Here is a 20,292-nt window from a genome sequence, read left to right on the forward strand (position 1 = left end):
CCGTTAGCAACGAACTGATTAACTATAGCGGCGGCTGCCCTAATGGGTAAACCAACAATCATCACAACAGCCTTGGCGCAAAAATCGATGATTTCACCAAGCGTTCGCTTCTTACCTTTGGGTTTACCATCGCTGTTACCAGTGCTATTACTTTCTGCACCAGATGTTCCTAACGCCATTACTTCCTCCTCACTGGTTTGATATTTTGAACGCTTTTACATACCTCTTTGGCTTTGTGCTTCCACTTCCAAATTCCTTCTTCAATGCGACCTATGCAGCGCCCAGAAGCATCAAAGACATCAACAATCTCGTCATCTTGATAAAGAGTTGGGTCTGGTCTGGGATTGCGTTTACTGCTGTCAAAGTAATTCGTGATTCTCAGTTTTCGAGTTGTGGGCATGACTCCGGCCTCATATAAGGCATCGCTGGTCTTAGCCCGTTCTTCTATGCGTTTACGCTCTAATCCTTCGGTGGCTTTTAATCTCTCGGCTTCTGCATAAGCCCCCAACTTGGGTACTAAGGGGATGATTACAGGCAAAAAACAGACACTAACACCAGCCAAAGCTAAATACAGTTGTTTCTTGTACATCTCACTGTGCCATTGCGCTAATCAGTGCAAATTTTTCCCATTGCTTTAACTCATGCAGCCGTTTCAATACTGACTCCGCTTCGTTGCTAGGAGCGGTAGAAGAATCACACTCTAGCCATGCTTCATGAGCGATTTTTGCAATTAACCAGAGTGTGTCTGATTCGTTCATCTTTTCTAATCCTTCCCCCCATGTCTCACACATATCTTTTATGAGTGCATTGTCGTGAGAGAGGGAGTAATATCCTACGGGGTGCGCCATTTTGATATCCTTTAATGTGTGTACTGATTCATCCCTGATCTAAGTCACAACTGGGCGAACGCTTTTCTTGACCGGGCAAGCGTTCGCACAATTATTAATCATGAGAACTGTTAGCAAGTTGTACTTTTTCAATGCCATCTAAAACTTCAGAAATTGATTGAATGGCATCATTCAAAACCAAGTCATTTGATGTAGTAAAATGCTCTGATGTTTGTAGCCTCCTGTATTCGGGAGTAGCTTGAATCAATCTTAAAGTTTGTTCAACACCAGCCAGGATGATTACTATTTCTTCTGTGCTAACAATACTGTTCATCATCTTATTCACCTCTTATCGCCTCCAAATCCCCTAAATTGATTTGATGATTGTTATTGACGGAAAACCTTTCATTTACTAATTTCTCTAGAGCTTTTCTCAACCAGTAAGCGGGGGTTGTGCCATCCATTTCTGCAAGCATTCTGATGGCTGGAGTCAAGTCTTGAGGAACGTTGTAATTAAGCCGCTTGGTTAACATCGGTCGTTTCTCCTAAATAAAGTTTTTTCATTTCTGATAAAGCAACGGTTCCCGGATTTTCGGGAATCAACAAATTACTTTCTGGAATGCTCCCTTTGAGTAATCTTTCTTTAATCAACATCTGCACGGGCGCGATCGCAAATGCACCGCCACACAAAGTTACTTTGCTGCGTCTGGCTTTCACGGATACGTCATCTAGGGCATAAGCCAAGGGAGAATCTTTCATCCATGAATGAATCGCGTTTTCTAACTCACTCCCAATGTCTTCGCCATCAGGTGCAATCGCACTTATGCCGTTATTACCAACGGTTGCAGTTTCTAAAATCTCGCGCAGTTGGGAGGGGCGAATCATTTTAGAAGAATCGGTATTGCTCAATGCTCTAGAGAATTCTTTGATTAGTGTGGCAACACCACCGCCACCATTGGGACTACAAGTTACCCGCTTTGGTAATTTGCCGAGATTACTGTATTCGCTGATTGTGGCTGTACCATATCCAATATCAAAAGTATGGAACTGTTTATCCTCAAAGCGTTCGCTTGCCCAAAGTGACGCGCCATATCCCTCTGGAAATCCCAGAAAGCCAAGTTTAGAGAAGCACAGACGGTATCTAACACCATCTACCGCTATCCACTTGCATTGTTCAATAGCTTTTTTTAGTTCTAATGGGGAAGCTAGCGAGAGCGTTGATAAACGAATGTGCAAGGTTCTACGTTTGTTGCTTGTGCCTGTGGACAACTCAAGCAGATTTGGCAGAGATGCAATTGCACCTAATGCCAGTAGCGGGAAGTAGTGTACTTTGTGATTCTCGGAATCACTCATCGCTATGTACTCTTTACCTTGCAGTCTGGCTGATGAGCCTACAACCCAATGCTCTACAACATCTTTGTTGCTCTCGTCCTTACTCCGACTTAGGCTGAAAGCTCCTAATTCTCCAAAGGGCACTGATGGCACACAACACACTAAAGATTCAGTCTTCATCACTGGTGTTGTGCCAGTTTCGTTATTAACGAAAGCCTGATATTTAATACTGGAACGTCCAGCATCTAGCATAAAATGAATTACCTTTTTTGATGGCATTGATGCTTTCTCTGTTATAGTTTCAGCCTCGTTTGTGTTAGGTGCGTCCGCGCTTATAGATGTTGGTTGTTTTTTAGGTCTTGACATATCGTTTTACCCTCAACTTTTTATCGTCACTGTCACAAGCAAAAGTAGTCGTTATCAGCTAGCGTTTCATGTTTCATGTTTCATGTTTCAGGCTCGTGTAAGTAGCGTTTCACGGTTGAAGTGAGGCTGAAACATTGATGCAACCGTTGAAACTGTTTCATGAAACGTATCTATGAAACACTACTGAGTATCTTGGCTCCCAGTAGCAGCAGTCTGTGCCAGCATCGAATTTTGCAAAATCTGGAGTAAAAGGAAGTTAACTACCTCTGCATGGTCATTAATGCCTAATTCCTGCGCTTTATTGCTGATAAATGGGTGTAAGGATTGCCTGATTGTTACTCGCATAAATCCTCCTCAAAATAAATTTGCAGGCTGAAGTCGCCAAGAATACGTGTATCTTGTCTGCCATTGGCGTTTTTGCCTTGCTTATGAGTGCTATAGTAGATGATAGCTACTGAAGCTGTCAACTAAAATATTTAAGCTTCAACTCTGTTAAACTAAAAAAGCTTACAGAGTCAGAGTCTTAAAGGATATAGTTGAGTAAAGATTCAGTAAGCTGTTGAAGTGAGTAGAAATGGGAGTAACAAAAAAGGCTAAAGTAATGTTTACTTGCGAACATGAAACAAAATCGGATTTAGAAGCGTGGGCCAAATCCGAGCGAAGAACTGTCTCGAATTTAGTTGAAGGGGTAGTTGTTGCCGCCCTTGCCAACTGGAAAGAATCTGTGTCTACAGATGCGATCGCTAAAAACAAATCAAATGATTAACCCATCTGCCATTGATTTAAAATCACTCCCCTGGCTTCTCCCCGTTTTGACAGCTATCAGCGATCGCGATTGGGTACGGTTCAAGGAACTTGAAGTCAGTTTTGCAAACGCTTACGGGGTCGAAACTTGGGCAGATGTTTTCAACTTCCGAATCATGCCCGCGCTAGAGCCAGAGGCTAAAAGATGGCTGTTAGTGACAAAATGCAGCCAAGGTATTAAGTCAGTCAAAATTTTAGATTAATGTCTTTTTGAAGCAGCATCAACAAATTGAATTATTCTTAGTCACACTAATACTATTAATAGAGTGAGGTATTTATTTGGTTTTTAATACTAGTTGAAAACTTATAAAAGCTTTGCTGTGTCTTGGCTTGAGGAAAATAGATAAATTGTTTTATTTTATAAAGCTGAGATATTTATTATTTTTTTTGCCTGACATAATTTACTATGTAATAAGACTATACCCTTAGTTCATCTTTTCTAAGTGTCATGTCACCAGATATACATAAGAAAAGAATGCCTCCCCAAGACTCAACTTGTTTGCTGCAAGTTGTTTAACAGTCCTAGAAGACACCCAGTTGTTTTTTGTCGATTAAATTTCTTTATAACCTAATGTTATCAGTTCCTAGTACTTCTTACAACTTCCTACAACGGGTTTAACGAGAAATTTGATTAAAACTTTGGTGAATCTTCGGGGGAGGTAAAGCCCACACAATTTACCTCACAAGGATTTCACAATGGTAGCCATCTTTAACGGTTCTAGTACTACTGCTACTTTTGACGTTCGTGGACATCTAGATCAACTGACTCTAGCCCCACTATTATCTGAACCCAGGAATCAGGCGACACAGCCCAATAGTGTTGAGCAAATCTGGACTAACGAGAGCGTTAAACAGCATTGGATTTCATTTGGCGCTTTCAAAGATTTTATTAAGCAGAAGTTTGGGCGTGAGCGACTTTGTGCAGAGCAGTTTGACGCGATGATTGAGTTTACAGACTCACCGCACCGGATAGCCGAGGCTTTAAGGTGGAAAAAACCATATTCCGGCGTTGTGTATGCTGCGCTGATGCTGAATGCAGATGGTAGCGTCTGGCATTCAATTTTGAGTCTACCAAACGATGATGGCACAAAGCCTTACAAACGGCTGGCTCCATCTAAGAATGGAGATCAGTGCTTCTATCCTCGCGTCGTCCCCATTATTAGAAGGCTCGTTGAGCAACAGATGGGACTTGAGAAAGGCAATATCCCTGATGATGTGGATTTCTATGAATGGTTAGCCAATTCCGAGTTACCTGTAATTACGACCGAAGGCGGGGAAAAACTGTTTAGTTTAATCTGTCAGGGATACCCCACCACCACCAACTACGGCGCGACCTGTGGGGTAGATAAAAAGACCAAGCGATTCAAGCCCAGCTTACAGCGAATCATGAATCGCCCTAGAACCTTGTTAGTTGCCTATGACATGGATTCTAAGCCCTCGGTTATAGCATCTGTAAACAAGGGGATTGATGCACTGTCAATAGCGGCGCAAAAAGTAGGCTCCTCCGTATCGCGCCCCACCTGGGACGAGTCACTAGGCAAAGGGATTGATGACTTGTTGCTGACACCAAACGGTTCAACGCTTTGGGCCCAAAGCTATAACTGGGCGCTATGTCTTGGCATAGTCACCAAAATGCTGGGCATTGGGGCGGTAGACGAGGTAAATAGTTTTGAACAACTCGAACAACTTTCTCAACTCTACGGCACGATTGTAGAGTTAAATATTTTGAAAACTCGCATGAGTGCGGATAATCTAATCGCGGCACTAAATCAGCAAATCAGAGAATTGACCCACGGCAAAGATGCCGTTGAGTCCAAGTCTCATCAGTCAAAGTCTTATCAGTCAAAGTCGAAAATTATCCCGGCTGATATGTTGGCATTTGAACTCGTCCTCGATTACCGAGAGCGCCTCAAGTACTGCAACGAATACAAGGAATGGAAGTACTATCTAGGTGATGATTCAGGATTGTGGAAATCGCTGGACGATCACATGATCGAAACAATGATTCAGGGAATATTAGATGCCCGTTCAATTGTTGGCTATGGCACTGATAGCTATATAGTCAATATTCGCAAATTCATGGCGCGACGGCTAACTGTTGAAACGTGGCCCCAAAGAACAGATATCGTTCCATTCCTAGATGGTGTACTGGTGCTGGCTACTGGAAAGTTTGAGAAACACTCACCCGCTAATTATTTAACCTGGACACTGCCCCATCGCTTTGATAATCCCAAGATTCGAGATTGGCCAACGATTCGCGGTTGGTTCCAGGAAGTAACAGAGGGGGACTCCCAAAAAATACAGACCCTCATCTGTTTTGCAGCTGCCACACTCAGAGGTATGTCTCATCTCCAAAAAATTCTTTACCTCTGGGGCAATGGCGGCAATGGTAAAGGCATTTACTCGGATATCCTGACTGCGTTAGTCGGCTCAGAGAATACTTGGAGTGGCAAAATTGAAAACTTGGATAATCCTAATTTCCTGGTAGACATCAACAACAAACGCTCAGTCATTTTTGAGGATCAAGATAAGGTCAATGGCGGTTTGCAAACTTTCAAAACCCTCACGGGGGGAGGAAGCACCAAAGCCAAGGAAGTTTATAAAAAAGCTTGTGATGTCAGACTCGCTGCCACAGTTTTAATTACTTCCAATTATGCGGCGCTCCAAGGCTCTGGGGTCGGCAGATGGCTCAAAAGGCGGTTGATTGTAGTAAACATGAATTACTGTCCACCAATTGTAGATACTCACCTCAGAGAGAAGCTCTACCCGGAGATGGGAGCCTTCACCCAGTACCTACTTACCATTCCAGAGAGTGAAATAATTAACACTCTCAATGGAAAAAACTCTACTGGCTATGATCTCGCTTACTGGGAAATGGCACAAATGACTGACTCCATCGCGGCTTGGGTGGAACGGCATATTGTGCGAGATCCAACAGGAGTTGTCAAAGTCGGCTCCAACAAAAACGAATGGCAAAGTAGCAGCTACCGCCCCGAAATCAGCACACTGTTTGGCTCCTACCATCACTACTGCCAAAATTCTGGGCAACAAGGCAAGAGCTTACCCAATTTCACCCCAGACTTACTGCAAGTCTTAAATCATGTGCTGGGATGGTCTGATGTTAAGCAGGAAAAAACCAGAACTGGCAGTCATTTTTACGGTATCCGGTTAAGAGGCGCTTTCGATGAAGCTCCGTTCCCTTCCGAATCTTCAATCACTTCCAATCAAGCTGGTGATGGAGGTGTGACGGACAAGGTTATGGATATGGTGATGGACTCAAAGCCTTACGGTGACGGATGTGATGGACATTTACAGAAAAATCTTTTTGTAAACGAGGTAAATAATCATCCATCTAATTTTTTGAAGAGTGAAAGTTTGGGCGATGAGAAAACGGATTTTGTAGAAAGTTTGGGCAAAACTCTATCACCTCCGTCACAACCATCACCTGAAATAGCTATAACCCATACACCACTTGCATTACCATCCATTTCCCCAAACCATCACCAAACCATCACCAATCCGTCACCGGCTCCATCAGCATCCGTCACCACCCGCGAACCCGTTAAAGGAGATCGTGTAAAGCTACTTTCAAGCGGCGAAGAATATAAAATCTCTTGGGTTTCCTGTGGTAGTGATAAAGTGCTTTTGGTTTCTGCCCTCACCGGACAACCGCTCACTGCTCCTTCACCGTTGCGTCCTGGCGCTGCGGCGGGTGGATTAAATCTCATTGATGTTAGTGAACTGGAGTTTTTGGATACTTAGGGCAACTAATAATAGGATCTCGCGCGAGATCATCCGTTCAGATGTATCGCGTTCTCTATGATTGTCCGAGGAGAGGGAAGTGACTTGATTGTGCTTCAATTAACGGCTTTTGCGCTTTGTGATCAGCGTGTGTCAACTATCTAGTGGAGACAGATGATAATTGTTTGCAATAGTCGTTAATGAGTGGGGTTTGGCAACGAAGAATTAAGGTTTTCTCTTGTTAGGCGAACAAAGTAGCAAAAAATATTGTGATGCCGCAATCTTCGGCATGAGTTTCTCTTGATGCCGCCCGGAATTAGAGTAACTTCAGGCTGATGCTGGTGGCGATTTACCAACCAAGAGTTCTTTTTTACTCTGCTTTAACTGTTTCCAAAGTGCCTGAATCTGGTTGTAAACATCTTCTGGGTCATTAACTTACTGTTTTAGCTAAAAATACGTAATTACCCGGAGATTGAGTTGAAATCAAATCTGATAGTATGAAATTATACAGATAAGTTCCGAAAAATTGAGTCAAGGCTATTTGATGCACAAAATGGCTGCATCGCTCATTTGATAGTGCTTATTTTTACCTGTTCGTTTATCAGGCAAATTTTCGAGAATTGACCGGAAATAAAGTACTATTTCGTCGAAAATTCCTGGCTGATTCAAAATATCCCCTAAGCTTACGAATTAAAGAGATACAAAAACCATATCTTTAACAGGAAATTTTGCATAGTTGCTAATCATATTGATAATTATTCTCATAAGGAGAATTGCTGGTCTACTGACAGTATGACCAGACTCCTGTTTTTGCACTTTCCAAATGCGTGTTAGGTCAATTGCACTACCAGAGTTAGCAAACAGAGGACGTTGCGGGTAGTTTGCCCAATGATGATGGAGAAAATCAATTAAAGTATAGTTAGTTACCCATACTCCCGATGATTGTTGCGGATTAAGTCCTTGCAACAAAGCTTCTGGATTGTTGCTACAGCCAGATTTCATGATTTTCCTTTGTTAACTGCGAATGGAAAAAATCTTAACTATACTGATGTGTAAACTATTAAGTAGTGCTAGCACTTGAGTATTAATTCACCCCAACTTGTCTCGTCTGCTTTGCGATAATTCCGCTTTATCTGCTCCGTAATTATGTTATGGCCTGTGAAGATTCTATTACCTCACCCGTGAATAAATTGGTTTTATCTGAAGAAACCTTTTTCTTTGAGCGATCGCTCGATCTGCTGTCTGTCATTGGTCTGGATGGCTACTTTAAGCGGATCAACCCTGTATTTACCCAAACCCTTGGCTACTCAGAAGCAGAATTATTAGCCAGTCCTTTTTTAGACTTCGTGCATCCAGACGACCACTTCGCCACGTTAGCAGAAATGGAGAAGGTGAAAACCGGGATAGCAACGCTCAATTTCGAGAATCGTTACCGGACGAAAGCTGGCTGCTACCGATGGCTGGGATGGACAGCATCACCGCAGATTGTCCGGGGAGTGATATACTGCGTTGCCCGTGAGATGACTCAGCAGAAAGAGACGGAAGCCGCCCTACAACAGGCCAATCAGGAACTAGAACAACGCGTTGCCGAACGAACTGCCCAGTTAGAACAGGCAAATGCAGCCCTGGCAGAACAGGAAGCCTTGTATCGAACGCTGTTTGAAACGATGGAAGACGGCTTTTGCGTTATTCAAATGTTGTTTGATGCAAACAATACGCCGATTGATTATCGCTTCCTAGAAATCAACCCTGCATTTGAGCAACAAACCGGACTCCAACAGGCAGAGGGTAAAACGTTACGCCAACTCGTTCCCAATATGGAAGAATTTTGGTTTAAGACTTATGGCAGAGTGGCTCTAACGGGTGAACCCGTTCGCTTTGAAAATGGCTCTGAGGCGCTGAATCGCTGGTTTGATGTATATGCATTTCGCATTGAGCAGCCAGAGAGGCACAAAGTGGCCATCCTGTTCAAAGATATTAGCGATCGCAAACAGTCTGAGAAAGCCCTGCGGGAGAATGAAGACCGGTTGCGGATGGCGATCGCCTCTGCCCAATTGGGAACTTGGGATTGGAATCTAGTTACAGGAGAATTGAAATCGGATACTGGCTGCAAAGCCATGTTTGGGCTACCGCCCGATGCCGAGAGTAGTATAGAAGCGTTTTTTGAGGGCTTACATCCCGATGACCGCGATCGTCTTCAGGAAATTATTCAAGAGGCGTTTAACCCAGCATCAGGTGGCTCTTATGACACTGAGTATCGAACGATCGGCATTCAGGATAAAGTTGAACGCTGGCTGAGGGCGAAAGGGCAAGCCTACTTTGATGCAAACGGAAAACCGCTCCGCTTCATTGGTACGGTGTTGAATATTACGGAGCAAAAACAAACCGAAGCGCAATTAATTCATGATGTTTTTCACGATTCACTAACTGGACTGCCAAATCGTGCTTTATTTGTCGAAAGGTTGGAGCGGGCGCTGGTGCGAACAAAGCGTTATTCAGGCTACAGATTCGCTGTCCTGTTCCTAGATGTGGATCGCTTTAAAGTTATCAACGATAGTCTTGGTCATATAATTGGGGATCAATTGCTAATGGCGCTGGCACGCAGATTAGAAAGGTGTCTCCGTGCAGGAGATACAGTTGCCCGCTTAGGAGGAGATGAGTTCACAATTCTATTAGATGATATCAAAGACTTAAGTGATGTAATAAATGTAGCGAACAGAATAAATGTAGCTTTGACAGGAGCTTTCAATACTGGTGGAAACGAAGTGATTACTACTGTCAGTATTGGTATCGTTTTAGGCACAAGCAATTATAATCTGCCAGAAGAACTCATCCGTGATGCTGACATTGCAATGTACCGCGCTAAAGCATTAGGAAAAGCACGCTATGAAATATTTGATTTTAGTATGTACACTCAAGCTGCCCAGTTATTACAGTTAGAAATGGATCTACGACGGGCAATTGAACGCCAGGAATTTCAGGTTTACTATCAGCCAATTGTCTCGTTAGAAACTTATAAGATTATTGGCTTTGAGGCTCTTGTGCGCTGGCAACATCCTGAACATGGAATTATTTCTCCAGAAAAGTTTATTCCCTTAGCAGAAGAAACTGGGCTGATTGTGCCGATTGGTTATTGGGTGTTACGCGAAGCTTGTCGTCAGATGCGGGCTTGGCAATTGAAATTTCCTACTAACCCACCCTTAACCATTAGTGTCAATATTTCTAGTAAACAGTTTTTCCACCCCAATTTGATTGAGGAAATTCGCCAAATTCTGCTAGATTCTGGTCTAGAAGGCAGCAGTTTAAAGTTGGAGATTACTGAAACCGTACTGATGAAAAATTCTGATTCAGCTACTGCTATGCTTTTGGAATTACAACAGATGGATATTCAGTTACATCTAGATGATTTTGGCACAGGTTATTCATCCTTGAGTTACCTGCACCATTTTCCCTTTAGTGCATTGAAGATTGATCGTTCATTTGTTATCAACATTGGTGCTAATGGAGAAAACTTGGAAATTGTTCAGGCGATTATTTCCCTAGCACAAAGTCTTAATATAGATGTAATAGCCGAGGGTATAGAAACAAGAGAGCAATTAACACAGCTTCAAATGAAAAAATGCAAGCACGCACAAGGATATATTTTCTCTCGGCCACTTGATAGCAACTCGGTAGATACATTAATCGCATCTAGCTTGTACTTTCAGCTAAATTAAAACCTGTAACTTTTAACTCACGGTGAAGTGGTACAACACAAACAATTTCTCCTTCTGGAGTCGGTTTTTTAAGTACAACATGACTACCAGTTTGTCTAGTTTGAATAAATCCTAAGCGCTCTAATGCACGAATTGTCTCATTGCCTGAGATTCTTGGCAATCTAGGCATAGCTGACCTCTATGCTAGTTACAAACCTGGGACTAGTATCAGTGTCGAGCAAAGGACATTCTTCTAGGTATAGCCTTTGGTTGCAGAAGATAATTAATTACTGATGCGATCGCCGCGTGGTTGAATCAGTGCGTGATTGCTGACTCAATGGCAAAAACTGCGATTGGCTGCGATCGCTTTGAAGGTGAGGATGGCTCACTCGTTACTACCCTGTTTGGTTCTTACAACCGTTATTGCCATAAGGCTGGCAGCAAACCGAAAAATCATAACAACTTTTCGCCCGACCTGCTGGAAATGTGCCGCAGCGTTTTGGGCTGGTCAGTGGAGAAAGAATCTACCAAAACGGGTAAATTTATCCGGGGACTGCGGCTGAGGGTGGCTGGGATAGATGATCTCATTCCCACTCATGATTACACCCTCGCTCAAAATTTAAATTTTGGTGACGGCACTGGTGACGGCACTGGTGACGGCTCAGAACCTATACTCAATAAGGGTTTCCCGGATGGTGACGGCACTTTGATAAGTCAGCTAGAAAAACAAGTGGAATTAGTTTTCGAGCCAGAGTCCCAAATCGACAATTCTTTGTTAGAAGAAAATTCTCTGACACCACAGCCCGTTGAAAATGATTTAGTAATAAATAAAAGTGGATTGGGTTTTGAGCCGTCACCCAGCGTAAAAGCCAGTCCAAATAATGGTTTTGAGCCGTCACCACAGCCGTCACCACAGCCGTCACCACAGCCGTCACCATCCGTCACCACTCGCCAACCCGTTAAAGGAGATCGCGTCCGGCTACTTTCAGGCGGCGAAGAATATAAAATCTCTTGGGTTTCCTGTGGTAGTGATAAAGTTCTTTTGGTTTCTGCCCTCACCGGACAACCGCTCACTGCACCTTCACCGTTGCGTTCTGGTGCTGCTGCGGGTGGATTAAATCTCATTGATGTTAGTGAACTGGAGTTTTTGGATCAGTTGGGCAACTAATTGACATAAGCTAGTCATCTCAACAGAATCCCCCTTTTCGAGGGTTTATCCCAAAAACCCCAACTCGCATTTTGGGTTAAGGGCCAATCGGGAGAGTTAGCGATCGCCATCGGAAAGGGCGGTACGCCATCGCGATCGGAAATGCGTTGAAAATTGCACTGACGTTGTGTTGCAATTTTCGTTGCATGACAACAGGGCAGTCGCCACTATCCAAACATCCTCTTAGGGATTGCAAGTAATGGATTGAGTACCATTACTTTCAACTGAAACATTTACTTTATATTCTGCTGGACATGTTTCAATTGAGTTACCTTTTCTAAGTTGGATTTCCTGTGAAAGCTGGCAACCTGTAAACTGTGCTTTCTCATTAAAAGATATAAATTTTTGGGCAAGGCACTCAAAATTAGATGACCCGGAACTGGGGCTGGAAACCTGCACGGTCGTATCTTGGCCAAGAATACAACTTGCCAACGAACCATTTGAATAATTACTAATTGTCCCACCAACACATATAACTGACGCAATTGCAGGTAGAGAAACAGCAAAATTGATTGAAAATAAACCAAAAGTTGAAGTTAAAACTACCAAAACTTTGGAGGGAAATTTCATAAAAATACTGAATAGGAGAATAAAATTTGTTACTTCATTTCTACTTTCTTGCTCCTAAACACTGATACAGCAAAGATACTGATCTTGCTTTAAAGTTTCTGTGAACGGTCTAGCTGAACCAGCTTTGAACCACTGAATCAACCAACTAACGCGGAACACAGCGATTTTGGCAACAGTTCAGAACCACAGTTCACGTCCTTGAACTGAGCCAAAATAGAGTTTGGCGGCGATTCTGAACCACAGTTCAGGTTTTTGAACTGAACCAAACCGAGGTGATAGGCTAGACTGTGGTCGAGTCAGCCCTGACTGGCGCTCACGTCAAATTAAGGTTTTGGGGCGCTTACGCGGTCAAATTGACAAGAGATCATCCGTTGGAGTTTATAGTTTGGGGTTTTTTGTACAAACCCTCGAAAAGGGGGATTAAGGAATTTAATCTTGAATGGTGCTTTGCCTTTAAAATAGCGTAAGCCTTCATAGAGCTATAGGTTTGGGAGAGTCTCATTAGTCCTTAGACGATCTAAGAATTGCATTTTGAGACATAAAAAGAGACATGATTTAGGTATGTCTCAAAAAGTATAGTTTCTGAAACACATTGGGGGAAAGCTTTGCTGACAAGGATTTGAAGGTAATAATGCCAAACCTGGCATCACCGTGCCAAAACGGGAAAATTGTACGCTAAGGCTGAAAAGCTTGCCTAGCAAGCATCTTAGCCCCTGATTTTTTACCCTTCACCCGAAGATCGGCTGATTACCCTTATTTTGTTGGTGCAGAGTAGTATTAGGCATCACTGTGTCAAAACGGGGAAAGTGTACGCGCTTGGAACTGATGCTAACCTCAACGCTATGAAAATCAGTTGTTTTGAGCAAATGGCATACCTGTATTTATCACTTTTGACTCGAATCAGTCTTTTTGATGGTGCAGAGTACTAGCAATACTCTGCACCATCAAAAAAAATTAACGCCCAAAATCTAGACAGAGAAAGACTTTCAGCCTTAGCGTACAATTTTCCCGTTTTGGCACGGTGATGCCAACCTCGTTTTTGCTATTCCCCCTTTTCGAGGGGACGTACAAAAAACCCCAGTTTGTATTGGACAAGATAGGGTAGCCACCGAGATACGCGCAAAATGGGACACATTGTAAAGTTTTGTAAAACTAATTGTCAAAAACCTTGATTTACCGTTGTTTCAGCCTCAACCATTACTTAACTATTCAAATGAAGACATTCCCTAAAAGAGTCATTTATGGGCAAGTGCAAGGGACAAAGAAACGTAAAAGCTTGGTTTTGAATAGCAAAATTTTTATTAGTCATTTATCATTTTTGGGCAAGTTAGTAAATCGACAAAGGCTTATCTGCAATATCTATTTACAACGTGTCCCAATTTGCAGGTATCTCGGCGGACACCCAATGTGGCAGGAGTACCTCGGAGGTTTAGATGGATATTTAAGAGGGGGAGAAAGCGGTTGCCGACGGCAACCGCTTTCTCCCCCTGATAATGATTATTATTCTTTGAGCGTAGTTTCTTGGTTTTTGTTGATTAATTTATTCTTTGGAAGTCCCAAAGTATTATCCTATTGACCTAAAGCTACGTAAACTTCACTACCTGCAAAACCGACAATATCATTGCGACCATCGCCGTTGATATCACCAAGCTGACGCGGATATTGGTCAAAGCTAGTCCATCCACCATCACTAACAGTAAAATAACCGTCATAAGCTACAGATGCCTGACTGAAAGTGCCATTGCTTTGACCTAGAGCGACGTAGACTTCACTACCTGCAAAACCGACAATATCATCGCGACCATCACCGTTGATATCACCAAGCTGACGCGGATATTCATTAAAACTAGTCCATCCGCCATCACTGACAGTAAAATAACCGTCATAAGCTACAGATGCCTGACTGAAAGTAGTCATTATGATGCTCCTTTAATAATTAACCTTGTGAGTAGTGAAACCACAATTATTAGTCAAGCTAGTACCAGTATACTTGTACGTTATATGCACAAGTTTTATGCAGTTAATAACATCTCACTAGCTTTTCTTCAGACGCTAGCACACTTTTTATGCAAATTGTGAAATTATTTTTTACACCCAAGTAGGACTTTGTTGCGAGATTTAGCGGAGTGGGGAATATCGGCGCGATCGCTAATAAGATCAAGCAATTCTGACTGATCTGGGGTCAAATCATTGTAGGCTGTGGATCACAGGGTCAACAGTCTGGCAATGAAAATCAATCGGCACTTAGCGCCTTCTTTCTAACGCAGTTAGAGATACAGTTAATCTTCAGTCACGGATTAGACAGCGACCGCGATCGCAACGAGAAAATCGCAGGCATCGCAGACTGGCTATTTGGCATTGAGCCAAGATGGACATATTTAACAATTGATAACTCTTCGCAATAACTTCTCAGTGGCTTGTCTCTCAACGGAGTAATAGGGATTGTGGCGTAGTAGACTGTCCATAATACAGCGCGTACACCGGACACTACCACCAAGAATAAATGAGGCCGCCACCCCCAACTCGTCTACCCAACAAGCATTACAGGTCTAGAGAATACCTTACACCAAGTGAAGTGCGATCTCTACTCGATGCCGCACTCGATCGCAAAGCTCGTTATGCTCACCGTGATTATACACTGATGCTGATGATGTTTCGCCACGGCTTGCGGGTGGGGGAAGCTGTAGGGGCTAAGTGCGGTTTAAGATGGGATGCACTGATGTGGGCCGAACGTCAAATTTTTATCACCAGGGAAAAGGGCAGTGACTCTGGGGTGCATCCCTTGAGAGATGATGAATTAGTTTTGCTCAAAGAACTCAGAGAGATGCTGCCTGATAGCAAATATATTTTCGTTTCCGAGCGTGGTGAGGTGATGTCCACTGATGCAGTGCGAAAGCTGCTTGGGCGGCTGGCAGCGCAGGCGGGGCTTGATATCAAAGTTCACTGTCACATGATGCGCCACGCTTGCGGTTACTATCTGGTGAATCAGGGGTATAACACCAGGGAGATTCAAGACTTTTTGGGGCATCGGGATATCAAACACACTGAAAAATATACCAAGCTGAATGCTCGACGCTTCCTGAATTTTGATTGGGGTGATTTGTAAAATTTTGACTATGGGGATTTATTCCTACTCGACCAAAAAGTAATGATAAATGAGACATTCAGTTAATAGTAAAAATCACCACCGTTATGAAGGTATTAGTTACGGGCAATGAAGGAATGATTGGTTCGGTTGTGGAAAAAGTTTTGCGTGCCGATGGATGTGAAGTGATTGGCTTTGACATTGCAAGTGGTCATAATATTCTCAATCCCAACGAAATCCGTTCTGCACTTGTTGGTTGCGATGCAATAGTTCATCTGGCGGCCCTCCTGGGAAACCAAGAAGAAACGCCGGATGAAATCATGGCAGTCAATCTTCAAGGCACTTGGCATATTCTAAGTGCGGCAGCAGAGGCACAACTCAAACGTATCGTTTTCTTCAGTAGTGTTGATGCGTTGGGAATCTTCAAAGGTGAGAGAAAACCGGATTATCTTCCGTTAGACGACAATCATCCTTGTTATCCAGCTACTCCTTACGCTATTTCCAAGCGGCTGGGTGAAGAAATGTGCCGATATTTTACCGATAGCACAGGTATTTCAACCATTTGTCTGCGACCACCGGGTGTATTTGATCAAGAAACTTACGATTTTATTATTTCCAATCGCCAAGCCAATCCCGATTTTGAGTGGAATCCATTTTGGGAATATGGCGCTTTTCTCGATGTTCAAGACGCAGCAGAAGCAGCACGGTGCGCTTTACACTGCCCTAATCCTGGTCATGTCACTTTGCTGCTATGCGCGGATGATATTTCTTCGGCACATCGAACAAGTTTTGAATTGGCTCAATCCCTACTTCCTGAAGTAGATTGGCATGGTGGACATGAATATGAAGGTGAGCCTTACAAAGCTCTTATTAACACCCAACTTGCTAAAGAAGTCCTCCAATGGGTTCCGCGTCATACATGGCGACCACGAAACAACTAAATTTTAGTTTCCTATAGAATCAGCAATAATCCTTGCTTAAACATCAAGAGGCAAGCTTGGCGATGCTGTGGCCTGTGGGCGGGGATGTCGTTAAATGGTAGTTAGACGACATCGGCAATTAGGGGGCTACAGTAAAGCATCCAGCCCCAGATTAACCCGCAAGCGATCACACTACCGGAGACAAAGCAAAGAAAGGTGCTTTCTTAATTTTTGCTTAGTTACTACGAATCAATACTTGGTGGATCAATATTTGGTAAAGGTACTGGTAGCTCTGGGATAAGCTTTTTTCGTCGTGGGGGAGGGTTCCTGAATTTAAACTTGTCTAAATCCTTGAATCCAAAATCATCGCCAGAGTTTTTCTTTTTAACCATAGGTATTATCTCTAATTAGTACTTATATACTATAGAGTTTCCCTAAGCTTTTAACTTGTCATTACCCAAAATTGATGCTATGAGTAACTGAGTATTTACTCAAATGAGCTTTTACTCAAAATGCTGGAGTCTACAAATGCCAACAGTTATCGCCATCCTGAAGTAAAAGGGAGGCTCAGGTAAAACAACCATTGCTACTAATCTTGCTCATGCACTGAAGCGAGATAATTACACAGTGTTAGCCGTAATTCCATCACCCTCATCCTCCCTTAAAACTTTACCTGTTTTGTTGGAGCGCGTCTTCACTTGTACGTACTATATTCACCGCTACAGGCTTGAACTAGGCAGATTTTTGGTTGTCTGAAAATTTTGGTGATTAGACCCAAAAAAAACCAAAAATTACAAATCATCATGGTTGAGTGTGATGCCGATTTTGAAATAGCGTGGTGTTAATACAGAGGGAAGAAAAATGTCAGAGCAAGTTGAGCAATCAGAACAGCAGTCACAACAGAATTACTTCCAAGCAGTTGGGGTGATTTCGGGTCAGATAAATTTTACTGAAGACAAGAAATTAAAGATTGAAATTGGTAGACGAGAATATCCAATCTTCTCTAAACCCAAGCCATTTGAGGCGCTGAAAATACATCTCAAGAAAAAAAACAGTAACGAAGTTACTTTGTTGGTTTATCCGAAAGTAATTCATTTCCCTAAGCCCGACCAACCACATCAAATGCATTTTCAATTAGTGGCACACCAAGAAGCCCCTTCGGGATTATTTGAAGAACTCAATGACGGAGAATTTAAGCTATCTGGATTATGGCAGTTTATCCCTGTATGCCGAACTCCCTGCATTTCAATTTTCAAGAATTTTAACTTCGAGAGATTAGATTTTATCAAATCTGCCGAGACTTCATTGAAAGTAAAATTTATGAAAGCATCCCATTTACCAATTGTTTGGAAAGATGCTATTGTTCCCCCCTTCCGATTTAATCCTAAAGTGGCTAAAGAAGATCAAGCCAAGCGTTATTTCGTTCAGTTAAAAGCCAAATTTAACCCGGAAAAAAACATATTTATTTTTAATTCATTGATGGGATTACCCACTGAAGAATTACCCAATTTTCTCAAAGCATCAAAAACAGATAAGGCTACAGTGGCGGCGGAGAAAAGAAAGAGTAATCCTAACAAGAAACCTGGAGCTAAAAAGGAATCAAAAACCCCATTACCAAAGCCTATAAAAAAGAAAGCTGTCTCGGAGACGGAATGAGTTAAGGGGGAGTAGCCTGCAAGGTTTGTAACAAGGTTTGAAAAAATGAGTATTTACTCAAAATACTGGAGTCCATCAGATTAACTAAAACTCAGCTTAAGAATTCGGAAATTCTGTTGTATTTTTGACTTGCCATTACCCAGAATTAATGCTTTGATTGTTTGAGTATTTACTCAAATGAGTGTTTAGTAAAAATGCTGGAGTCGTTAAATGCCAACAGTTATTGCCGTCCTGAACCAAAAAGGAGGCTCAGGTAAAACAACCATTGCTACTAATCTTGCTCATGCACTGAAGCGAGATAGTTACAGAGTGTTACTGATAGATTCCGATCCGCAGGGCAGTGCAAGGGATTGGAACGAAGCAAGCTCTGGGAACATCATCCCGGTTGTTGGACTAGACCGGGAAACACTAGCTAAGGACTTGCAAGCTATCTCGCAAGGATACGACTGGATTGTAATTGATGGTGCGCCACAAATTGCCAAGCTCAGTGCAGCTGCGGTCAAAGTTGCTGATTTGGTTCTCATCCCCGTACAACCAAGCCCCTACGATATTTGGGCGTGTGCCGATCTGGTTGACATAATCGCCGCACGTCGAGAAGTCACCGACGGTAAACCAAAAGCTGCTTTTGTCATTAGCAGAGCAATTAAAAATACCAAGCTCAGTGGAGAGATTAATCAAGCACTAAAAGATTATGGTTTACCTGTGCTTAAGGCAAGCACGACTCAACGGGTAGTCTACCCAACAACGGCAGCAGAGGGATTAACTGTTTTCAGTGACCCCAGCAGCGATGCGGCCAGAGAAATTAATGCACTCAAAAAGGAAGTGCTGGAGGTACTCAAGCATGGTGCTTAAAGCAAAGAAAACACGACGCGACCACGAGCAAAAAAACTTGGCGATTGAAGAAGCAAGTAAGGAAGAAACCACCCGCTTGAATGCAGAAATCCCTATCAGCTTACACAACAAAGTTAAGATGCGGGCCATAGAGGAAGGGAAGGGCAGCAGCATCACCAGCATTGTAATCAAGGCACTAGAGGCTTATCTAAATACTCCAGTCTCCAAAGATTGAGTAAAACCTCATTTGAGTATTTACTCAAATACTCCCTTGTTTCAGTAGGTTTTCAACAATTAAATTAGAGTATTATATGAGTACTTGTACTTGAGAAAATCGAATTTTTTAACTTTATTTGTAATAAATTATTCTCATATTACAGCTTCTGAAAGCTATATTAATTTATCTCCTCTAATAACGCTAAGGATTGCACATTGATGCTCTCAAGTAAATTAGTAATGTCAAATGCTAATCAAGCGCTAACAAGTTATTAGTTAAAATAAATACGCATAAAAAACTTATTAAGCTGGGATTCCAATAATGACATCACCAACAGAATGGCTTGAATCAGATATTTTGTTTCTTGTTACCGAGAAAATTCAAGAGAGTTTTGAACTTGAATATAAGGAGTGTCGGAATAAATTTATATCTACGTAAAAACGTAAACTAAGTATTCCCAAAAATTTTGGGATTTGAACATTAATAGATTTGATTTTCAGGGGGGCGTGCCGACATCAACCACAGAGTATATGCTCTACTCTCTACAACCCAAATTACACGATGTCGGCTCAACGCCACATCAATATATAGGAATCATATTTGATTTCTGAAAAAGACTACGAGATAATACTGAGGGAAATATCGGTCTAAGAGTGAACCATGATAAATCAGCATCTACAAGGGGCGATCGCAGAACTACAAGAATTTATAGATGCTCGTCCAGATGCGCGTGAAGTCAGGAAAGCATTGGCAGTCAAACTGATTTATCAAGGCTACAAGTATGAAGAAATTCAAACAATTTTAGATGTGTCAGTTGGTTCGATAACAAGTTGGAAGCAAAGTTACGAGGAATATGGGGTTTCGGGGCTGCATCTGAGCTATAAGGGAAGGAAAAGCTATTTGAGTACTGAACAACGAGAAGAAGTATTAAGTTGGCTACAAACGAAGGCATATTGGGAACTGGGTGAACTGGAATATAAACTAGCGTTTGAATATGATGTCACTTACGAGTCGAAACGCAGCTATTACGAATTATTTGAT

At 42.4% G+C, this 20,292-nt stretch carries 22 protein-coding genes and 2 pseudogenes; 12 read left to right on the forward strand and 12 right to left on the reverse strand.

The window, feature by feature from the left end:
* Positions 1–178: 178 nt before the first annotated feature.
* From H6G97_RS30925 to H6G97_RS30950, 6 genes are all read right to left on the reverse strand, one after another.
* The gene (locus H6G97_RS30925) at positions 179–589 is read right to left on the reverse strand and encodes a hypothetical protein (RefSeq protein WP_190944327.1); all 411 of its coding nucleotides are present in this window, start codon (positions 587–589) and stop codon (positions 179–181) included.
* 1 nt (position 590) lies between these two features.
* The gene (locus H6G97_RS30930) at positions 591–848 is read right to left on the reverse strand and encodes a hypothetical protein (protein WP_190944328.1); all 258 of its coding nucleotides are present in this window, start codon (positions 846–848) and stop codon (positions 591–593) included.
* A 94-nt stretch (positions 849–942) separates the two neighbouring features.
* Positions 943–1,164 (reverse strand): hypothetical protein, encoded by a 222-nt coding sequence (locus tag H6G97_RS30935; protein WP_242055451.1) that lies wholly within the window; start codon positions 1,162–1,164, stop codon positions 943–945.
* A 1-nt stretch (position 1,165) separates the two neighbouring features.
* Positions 1,166–1,360: a hypothetical protein gene (locus tag H6G97_RS30940; protein WP_190944329.1), complete on the reverse strand. Its 195-nt coding sequence runs from the start codon at positions 1,358–1,360 to the stop codon at positions 1,166–1,168.
* A complete protein-coding gene (locus H6G97_RS30945) occupies positions 1,341–2,525 on the reverse strand; it encodes a hypothetical protein (protein ID WP_190944330.1) in 1,185 nt (394 codons plus the stop codon). Before H6G97_RS30945 ends, H6G97_RS30940 begins: the two co-directional genes overlap by 20 nt.
* Positions 2,526–2,705: 180 nt before the next feature.
* A complete protein-coding gene (locus H6G97_RS30950) occupies positions 2,706–2,870 on the reverse strand; it encodes a hypothetical protein (RefSeq protein ID WP_190944331.1) in 165 nt (54 codons plus the stop codon).
* Between the two features lie 229 nt (positions 2,871–3,099).
* Here H6G97_RS30950 and H6G97_RS30955 point away from each other — a divergent pair, with 229 nt between their 5' ends.
* The 3 genes from H6G97_RS30955 to H6G97_RS30965 all read left to right on the forward strand — a co-directional run bounded on the left by H6G97_RS30955 (position 3,100) and on the right by H6G97_RS30965 (position 7,091).
* Positions 3,100–3,291: a hypothetical protein gene (locus H6G97_RS30955; RefSeq protein WP_094346746.1), complete on the forward strand. Its 192-nt coding sequence runs from the start codon at positions 3,100–3,102 to the stop codon at positions 3,289–3,291.
* Positions 3,284–3,532, forward strand: coding sequence for a hypothetical protein (locus tag H6G97_RS30960; RefSeq protein ID WP_190944332.1), 249 nt, complete (start codon positions 3,284–3,286; stop codon positions 3,530–3,532). Before H6G97_RS30955 ends, H6G97_RS30960 begins: the two co-directional genes overlap by 8 nt.
* Before the next feature lie 493 nt (positions 3,533–4,025).
* Complete coding sequence (locus H6G97_RS30965; protein WP_190944333.1) at positions 4,026–7,091, forward strand: DUF3854 domain-containing protein; 3,066 nt, start codon at positions 4,026–4,028, stop codon at positions 7,089–7,091.
* A 306-nt stretch (positions 7,092–7,397) separates the two neighbouring features.
* Here the strand turns inward: H6G97_RS30965 and H6G97_RS56130 are convergent.
* Positions 7,398–7,484: pseudogene (locus tag H6G97_RS56130) on the reverse strand (DUF7219 family protein); the annotation flags it as partial.
* A gap of 276 nt (positions 7,485–7,760) precedes the next feature.
* Positions 7,761–8,072, reverse strand: coding sequence for a hypothetical protein (locus H6G97_RS30970; protein WP_190944334.1), 312 nt, complete (start codon positions 8,070–8,072; stop codon positions 7,761–7,763).
* A gap of 149 nt (positions 8,073–8,221) precedes the next feature.
* Here H6G97_RS30970 and H6G97_RS30975 point away from each other — a divergent pair, with 149 nt between their 5' ends.
* Positions 8,222–10,786 carry a sensor domain-containing protein gene (locus H6G97_RS30975; protein ID WP_190944335.1) on the forward strand — a complete coding sequence of 855 codons (2,565 nt, stop codon included), beginning with the start codon at positions 8,222–8,224 and terminating at the stop codon, positions 10,784–10,786.
* Here the strand turns inward: H6G97_RS30975 and H6G97_RS30980 are convergent.
* Positions 10,761–10,955: a type II toxin-antitoxin system HicA family toxin gene (locus H6G97_RS30980; protein WP_190944336.1), complete on the reverse strand. Its 195-nt coding sequence runs from the start codon at positions 10,953–10,955 to the stop codon at positions 10,761–10,763. The genes H6G97_RS30975 and H6G97_RS30980 overlap by 26 nt on opposite strands.
* 147 nt (positions 10,956–11,102) lie before the next feature.
* On the opposite strand from H6G97_RS30980, the gene H6G97_RS30985 reads away from it, so the two are divergent.
* The gene (locus H6G97_RS30985) at positions 11,103–11,933 is read left to right on the forward strand and encodes a hypothetical protein (RefSeq protein WP_190944337.1); all 831 of its coding nucleotides are present in this window, start codon (positions 11,103–11,105) and stop codon (positions 11,931–11,933) included.
* Positions 11,934–12,155: 222 nt separating this feature from the next.
* On the opposite strand, the gene H6G97_RS30990 is transcribed toward H6G97_RS30985, so the two are convergent.
* The 3 genes from H6G97_RS30990 to H6G97_RS31000 form a co-directional block, all read right to left on the reverse strand.
* A complete protein-coding gene (locus H6G97_RS30990; RefSeq protein WP_242055453.1) occupies positions 12,156–12,521 on the reverse strand; it encodes a hypothetical protein in 366 nt (121 codons plus the stop codon).
* A gap of 1,590 nt (positions 12,522–14,111) precedes the next feature.
* Positions 14,112–14,459: an FG-GAP repeat domain-containing protein gene (locus H6G97_RS30995; RefSeq protein WP_190944339.1), complete on the reverse strand. Its 348-nt coding sequence runs from the start codon at positions 14,457–14,459 to the stop codon at positions 14,112–14,114.
* A 373-nt stretch (positions 14,460–14,832) separates the two neighbouring features.
* Entirely contained in the window at positions 14,833–15,030 is a 198-nt protein-coding gene (locus tag H6G97_RS31000) for a hypothetical protein (RefSeq protein WP_190944340.1), read from the reverse strand.
* A gap of 15 nt (positions 15,031–15,045) precedes the next feature.
* On the opposite strand from H6G97_RS31000, the gene H6G97_RS31005 reads away from it, so the two are divergent.
* From H6G97_RS31005 to H6G97_RS31035, 7 genes and pseudogenes are all read left to right on the forward strand, one after another.
* On the forward strand, positions 15,046–15,648 hold the full coding sequence (locus H6G97_RS31005; protein ID WP_190944341.1) for a tyrosine-type recombinase/integrase: 603 nt from the start codon (positions 15,046–15,048) through the stop codon (positions 15,646–15,648).
* Between the two features lie 86 nt (positions 15,649–15,734).
* The gene (locus tag H6G97_RS31010; RefSeq protein WP_190944342.1) at positions 15,735–16,568 is read left to right on the forward strand and encodes an NAD-dependent epimerase/dehydratase family protein; all 834 of its coding nucleotides are present in this window, start codon (positions 15,735–15,737) and stop codon (positions 16,566–16,568) included.
* Between the two features lie 549 nt (positions 16,569–17,117).
* Positions 17,118–17,303, forward strand: a pseudogene (locus H6G97_RS56135) (hypothetical protein); the annotation flags it as partial.
* 105 nt (positions 17,304–17,408) lie between these two features.
* On the forward strand, positions 17,409–18,203 hold the full coding sequence (locus tag H6G97_RS31020; RefSeq protein ID WP_190944343.1) for a hypothetical protein: 795 nt from the start codon (positions 17,409–17,411) through the stop codon (positions 18,201–18,203).
* A gap of 210 nt (positions 18,204–18,413) precedes the next feature.
* Positions 18,414–19,055, forward strand: a complete 642-nt coding sequence (parA, locus tag H6G97_RS31025; RefSeq protein ID WP_190944344.1) for a ParA family partition ATPase — start codon at positions 18,414–18,416, stop codon at positions 19,053–19,055.
* Complete coding sequence (locus tag H6G97_RS31030; protein WP_190944345.1) at positions 19,045–19,269, forward strand: hypothetical protein; 225 nt, start codon at positions 19,045–19,047, stop codon at positions 19,267–19,269. Before parA ends, H6G97_RS31030 begins: the two co-directional genes overlap by 11 nt.
* A 642-nt stretch (positions 19,270–19,911) precedes the next feature.
* A partial coding sequence (locus tag H6G97_RS31035; protein WP_338421871.1) for a helix-turn-helix domain-containing protein occupies positions 19,912–20,292 on the forward strand: 381 nt, incomplete at its 3' end.

The sequence above is a fragment of the Nostoc flagelliforme FACHB-838 genome (assembly GCF_014698065.1).
In the GTDB taxonomy this organism is placed as follows: Bacteria; Cyanobacteriota; Cyanobacteriia; order Cyanobacteriales; family Nostocaceae; genus Nostoc; species Nostoc flagelliforme_B.

Excerpts from the sequence above, each read along its gene's own strand:
- H6G97_RS30995 (WP_190944339.1), bottom strand. The coding sequence starts at position 14,459 with ATGACTACTTTCAGTCAGGCATCTGTAGCTTATGACGGTTATTTTACT.
- H6G97_RS30985 (WP_190944337.1), top strand. The coding sequence starts at position 11,103 with ATGGCAAAAACTGCGATTGGCTGCGATCGCTTTGAAGGTGAGGATGGC.
- H6G97_RS31030 (WP_190944345.1), top strand. The coding sequence starts at position 19,045 with ATGGTGCTTAAAGCAAAGAAAACACGACGCGACCACGAGCAAAAAAAC.
- H6G97_RS30965 (WP_190944333.1), top strand. The coding sequence starts at position 4,026 with ATGGTAGCCATCTTTAACGGTTCTAGTACTACTGCTACTTTTGACGTT.
- H6G97_RS30940 (WP_190944329.1), bottom strand. The coding sequence starts at position 1,360 with ATGTTAACCAAGCGGCTTAATTACAACGTTCCTCAAGACTTGACTCCA.
- parA (WP_190944344.1), top strand. The coding sequence starts at position 18,414 with ATGCCAACAGTTATTGCCGTCCTGAACCAAAAAGGAGGCTCAGGTAAA.
- H6G97_RS30930 (WP_190944328.1), bottom strand. The coding sequence starts at position 848 with ATGGCGCACCCCGTAGGATATTACTCCCTCTCTCACGACAATGCACTC.
- H6G97_RS31005 (WP_190944341.1), top strand. The coding sequence starts at position 15,046 with ATGAGGCCGCCACCCCCAACTCGTCTACCCAACAAGCATTACAGGTCT.
- H6G97_RS30955 (WP_094346746.1), top strand. The coding sequence starts at position 3,100 with ATGGGAGTAACAAAAAAGGCTAAAGTAATGTTTACTTGCGAACATGAA.
- H6G97_RS31010 (WP_190944342.1), top strand. The coding sequence starts at position 15,735 with ATGAAGGTATTAGTTACGGGCAATGAAGGAATGATTGGTTCGGTTGTG.
- H6G97_RS30950 (WP_190944331.1), bottom strand. The coding sequence starts at position 2,870 with ATGCGAGTAACAATCAGGCAATCCTTACACCCATTTATCAGCAATAAA.
- H6G97_RS30970 (WP_190944334.1), bottom strand. The coding sequence starts at position 8,072 with ATGAAATCTGGCTGTAGCAACAATCCAGAAGCTTTGTTGCAAGGACTT.
- H6G97_RS30960 (WP_190944332.1), top strand. The coding sequence starts at position 3,284 with ATGATTAACCCATCTGCCATTGATTTAAAATCACTCCCCTGGCTTCTC.
- H6G97_RS30975 (WP_190944335.1), top strand. The coding sequence starts at position 8,222 with ATGGCCTGTGAAGATTCTATTACCTCACCCGTGAATAAATTGGTTTTA.
- H6G97_RS30925 (WP_190944327.1), bottom strand. The coding sequence starts at position 589 with ATGTACAAGAAACAACTGTATTTAGCTTTGGCTGGTGTTAGTGTCTGT.
- H6G97_RS31020 (WP_190944343.1), top strand. The coding sequence starts at position 17,409 with ATGTCAGAGCAAGTTGAGCAATCAGAACAGCAGTCACAACAGAATTAC.
- H6G97_RS30935 (WP_242055451.1), bottom strand. The coding sequence starts at position 1,164 with ATGATGAACAGTATTGTTAGCACAGAAGAAATAGTAATCATCCTGGCT.
- H6G97_RS30980 (WP_190944336.1), bottom strand. The coding sequence starts at position 10,955 with ATGCCTAGATTGCCAAGAATCTCAGGCAATGAGACAATTCGTGCATTA.
- H6G97_RS30945 (WP_190944330.1), bottom strand. The coding sequence starts at position 2,525 with ATGTCAAGACCTAAAAAACAACCAACATCTATAAGCGCGGACGCACCT.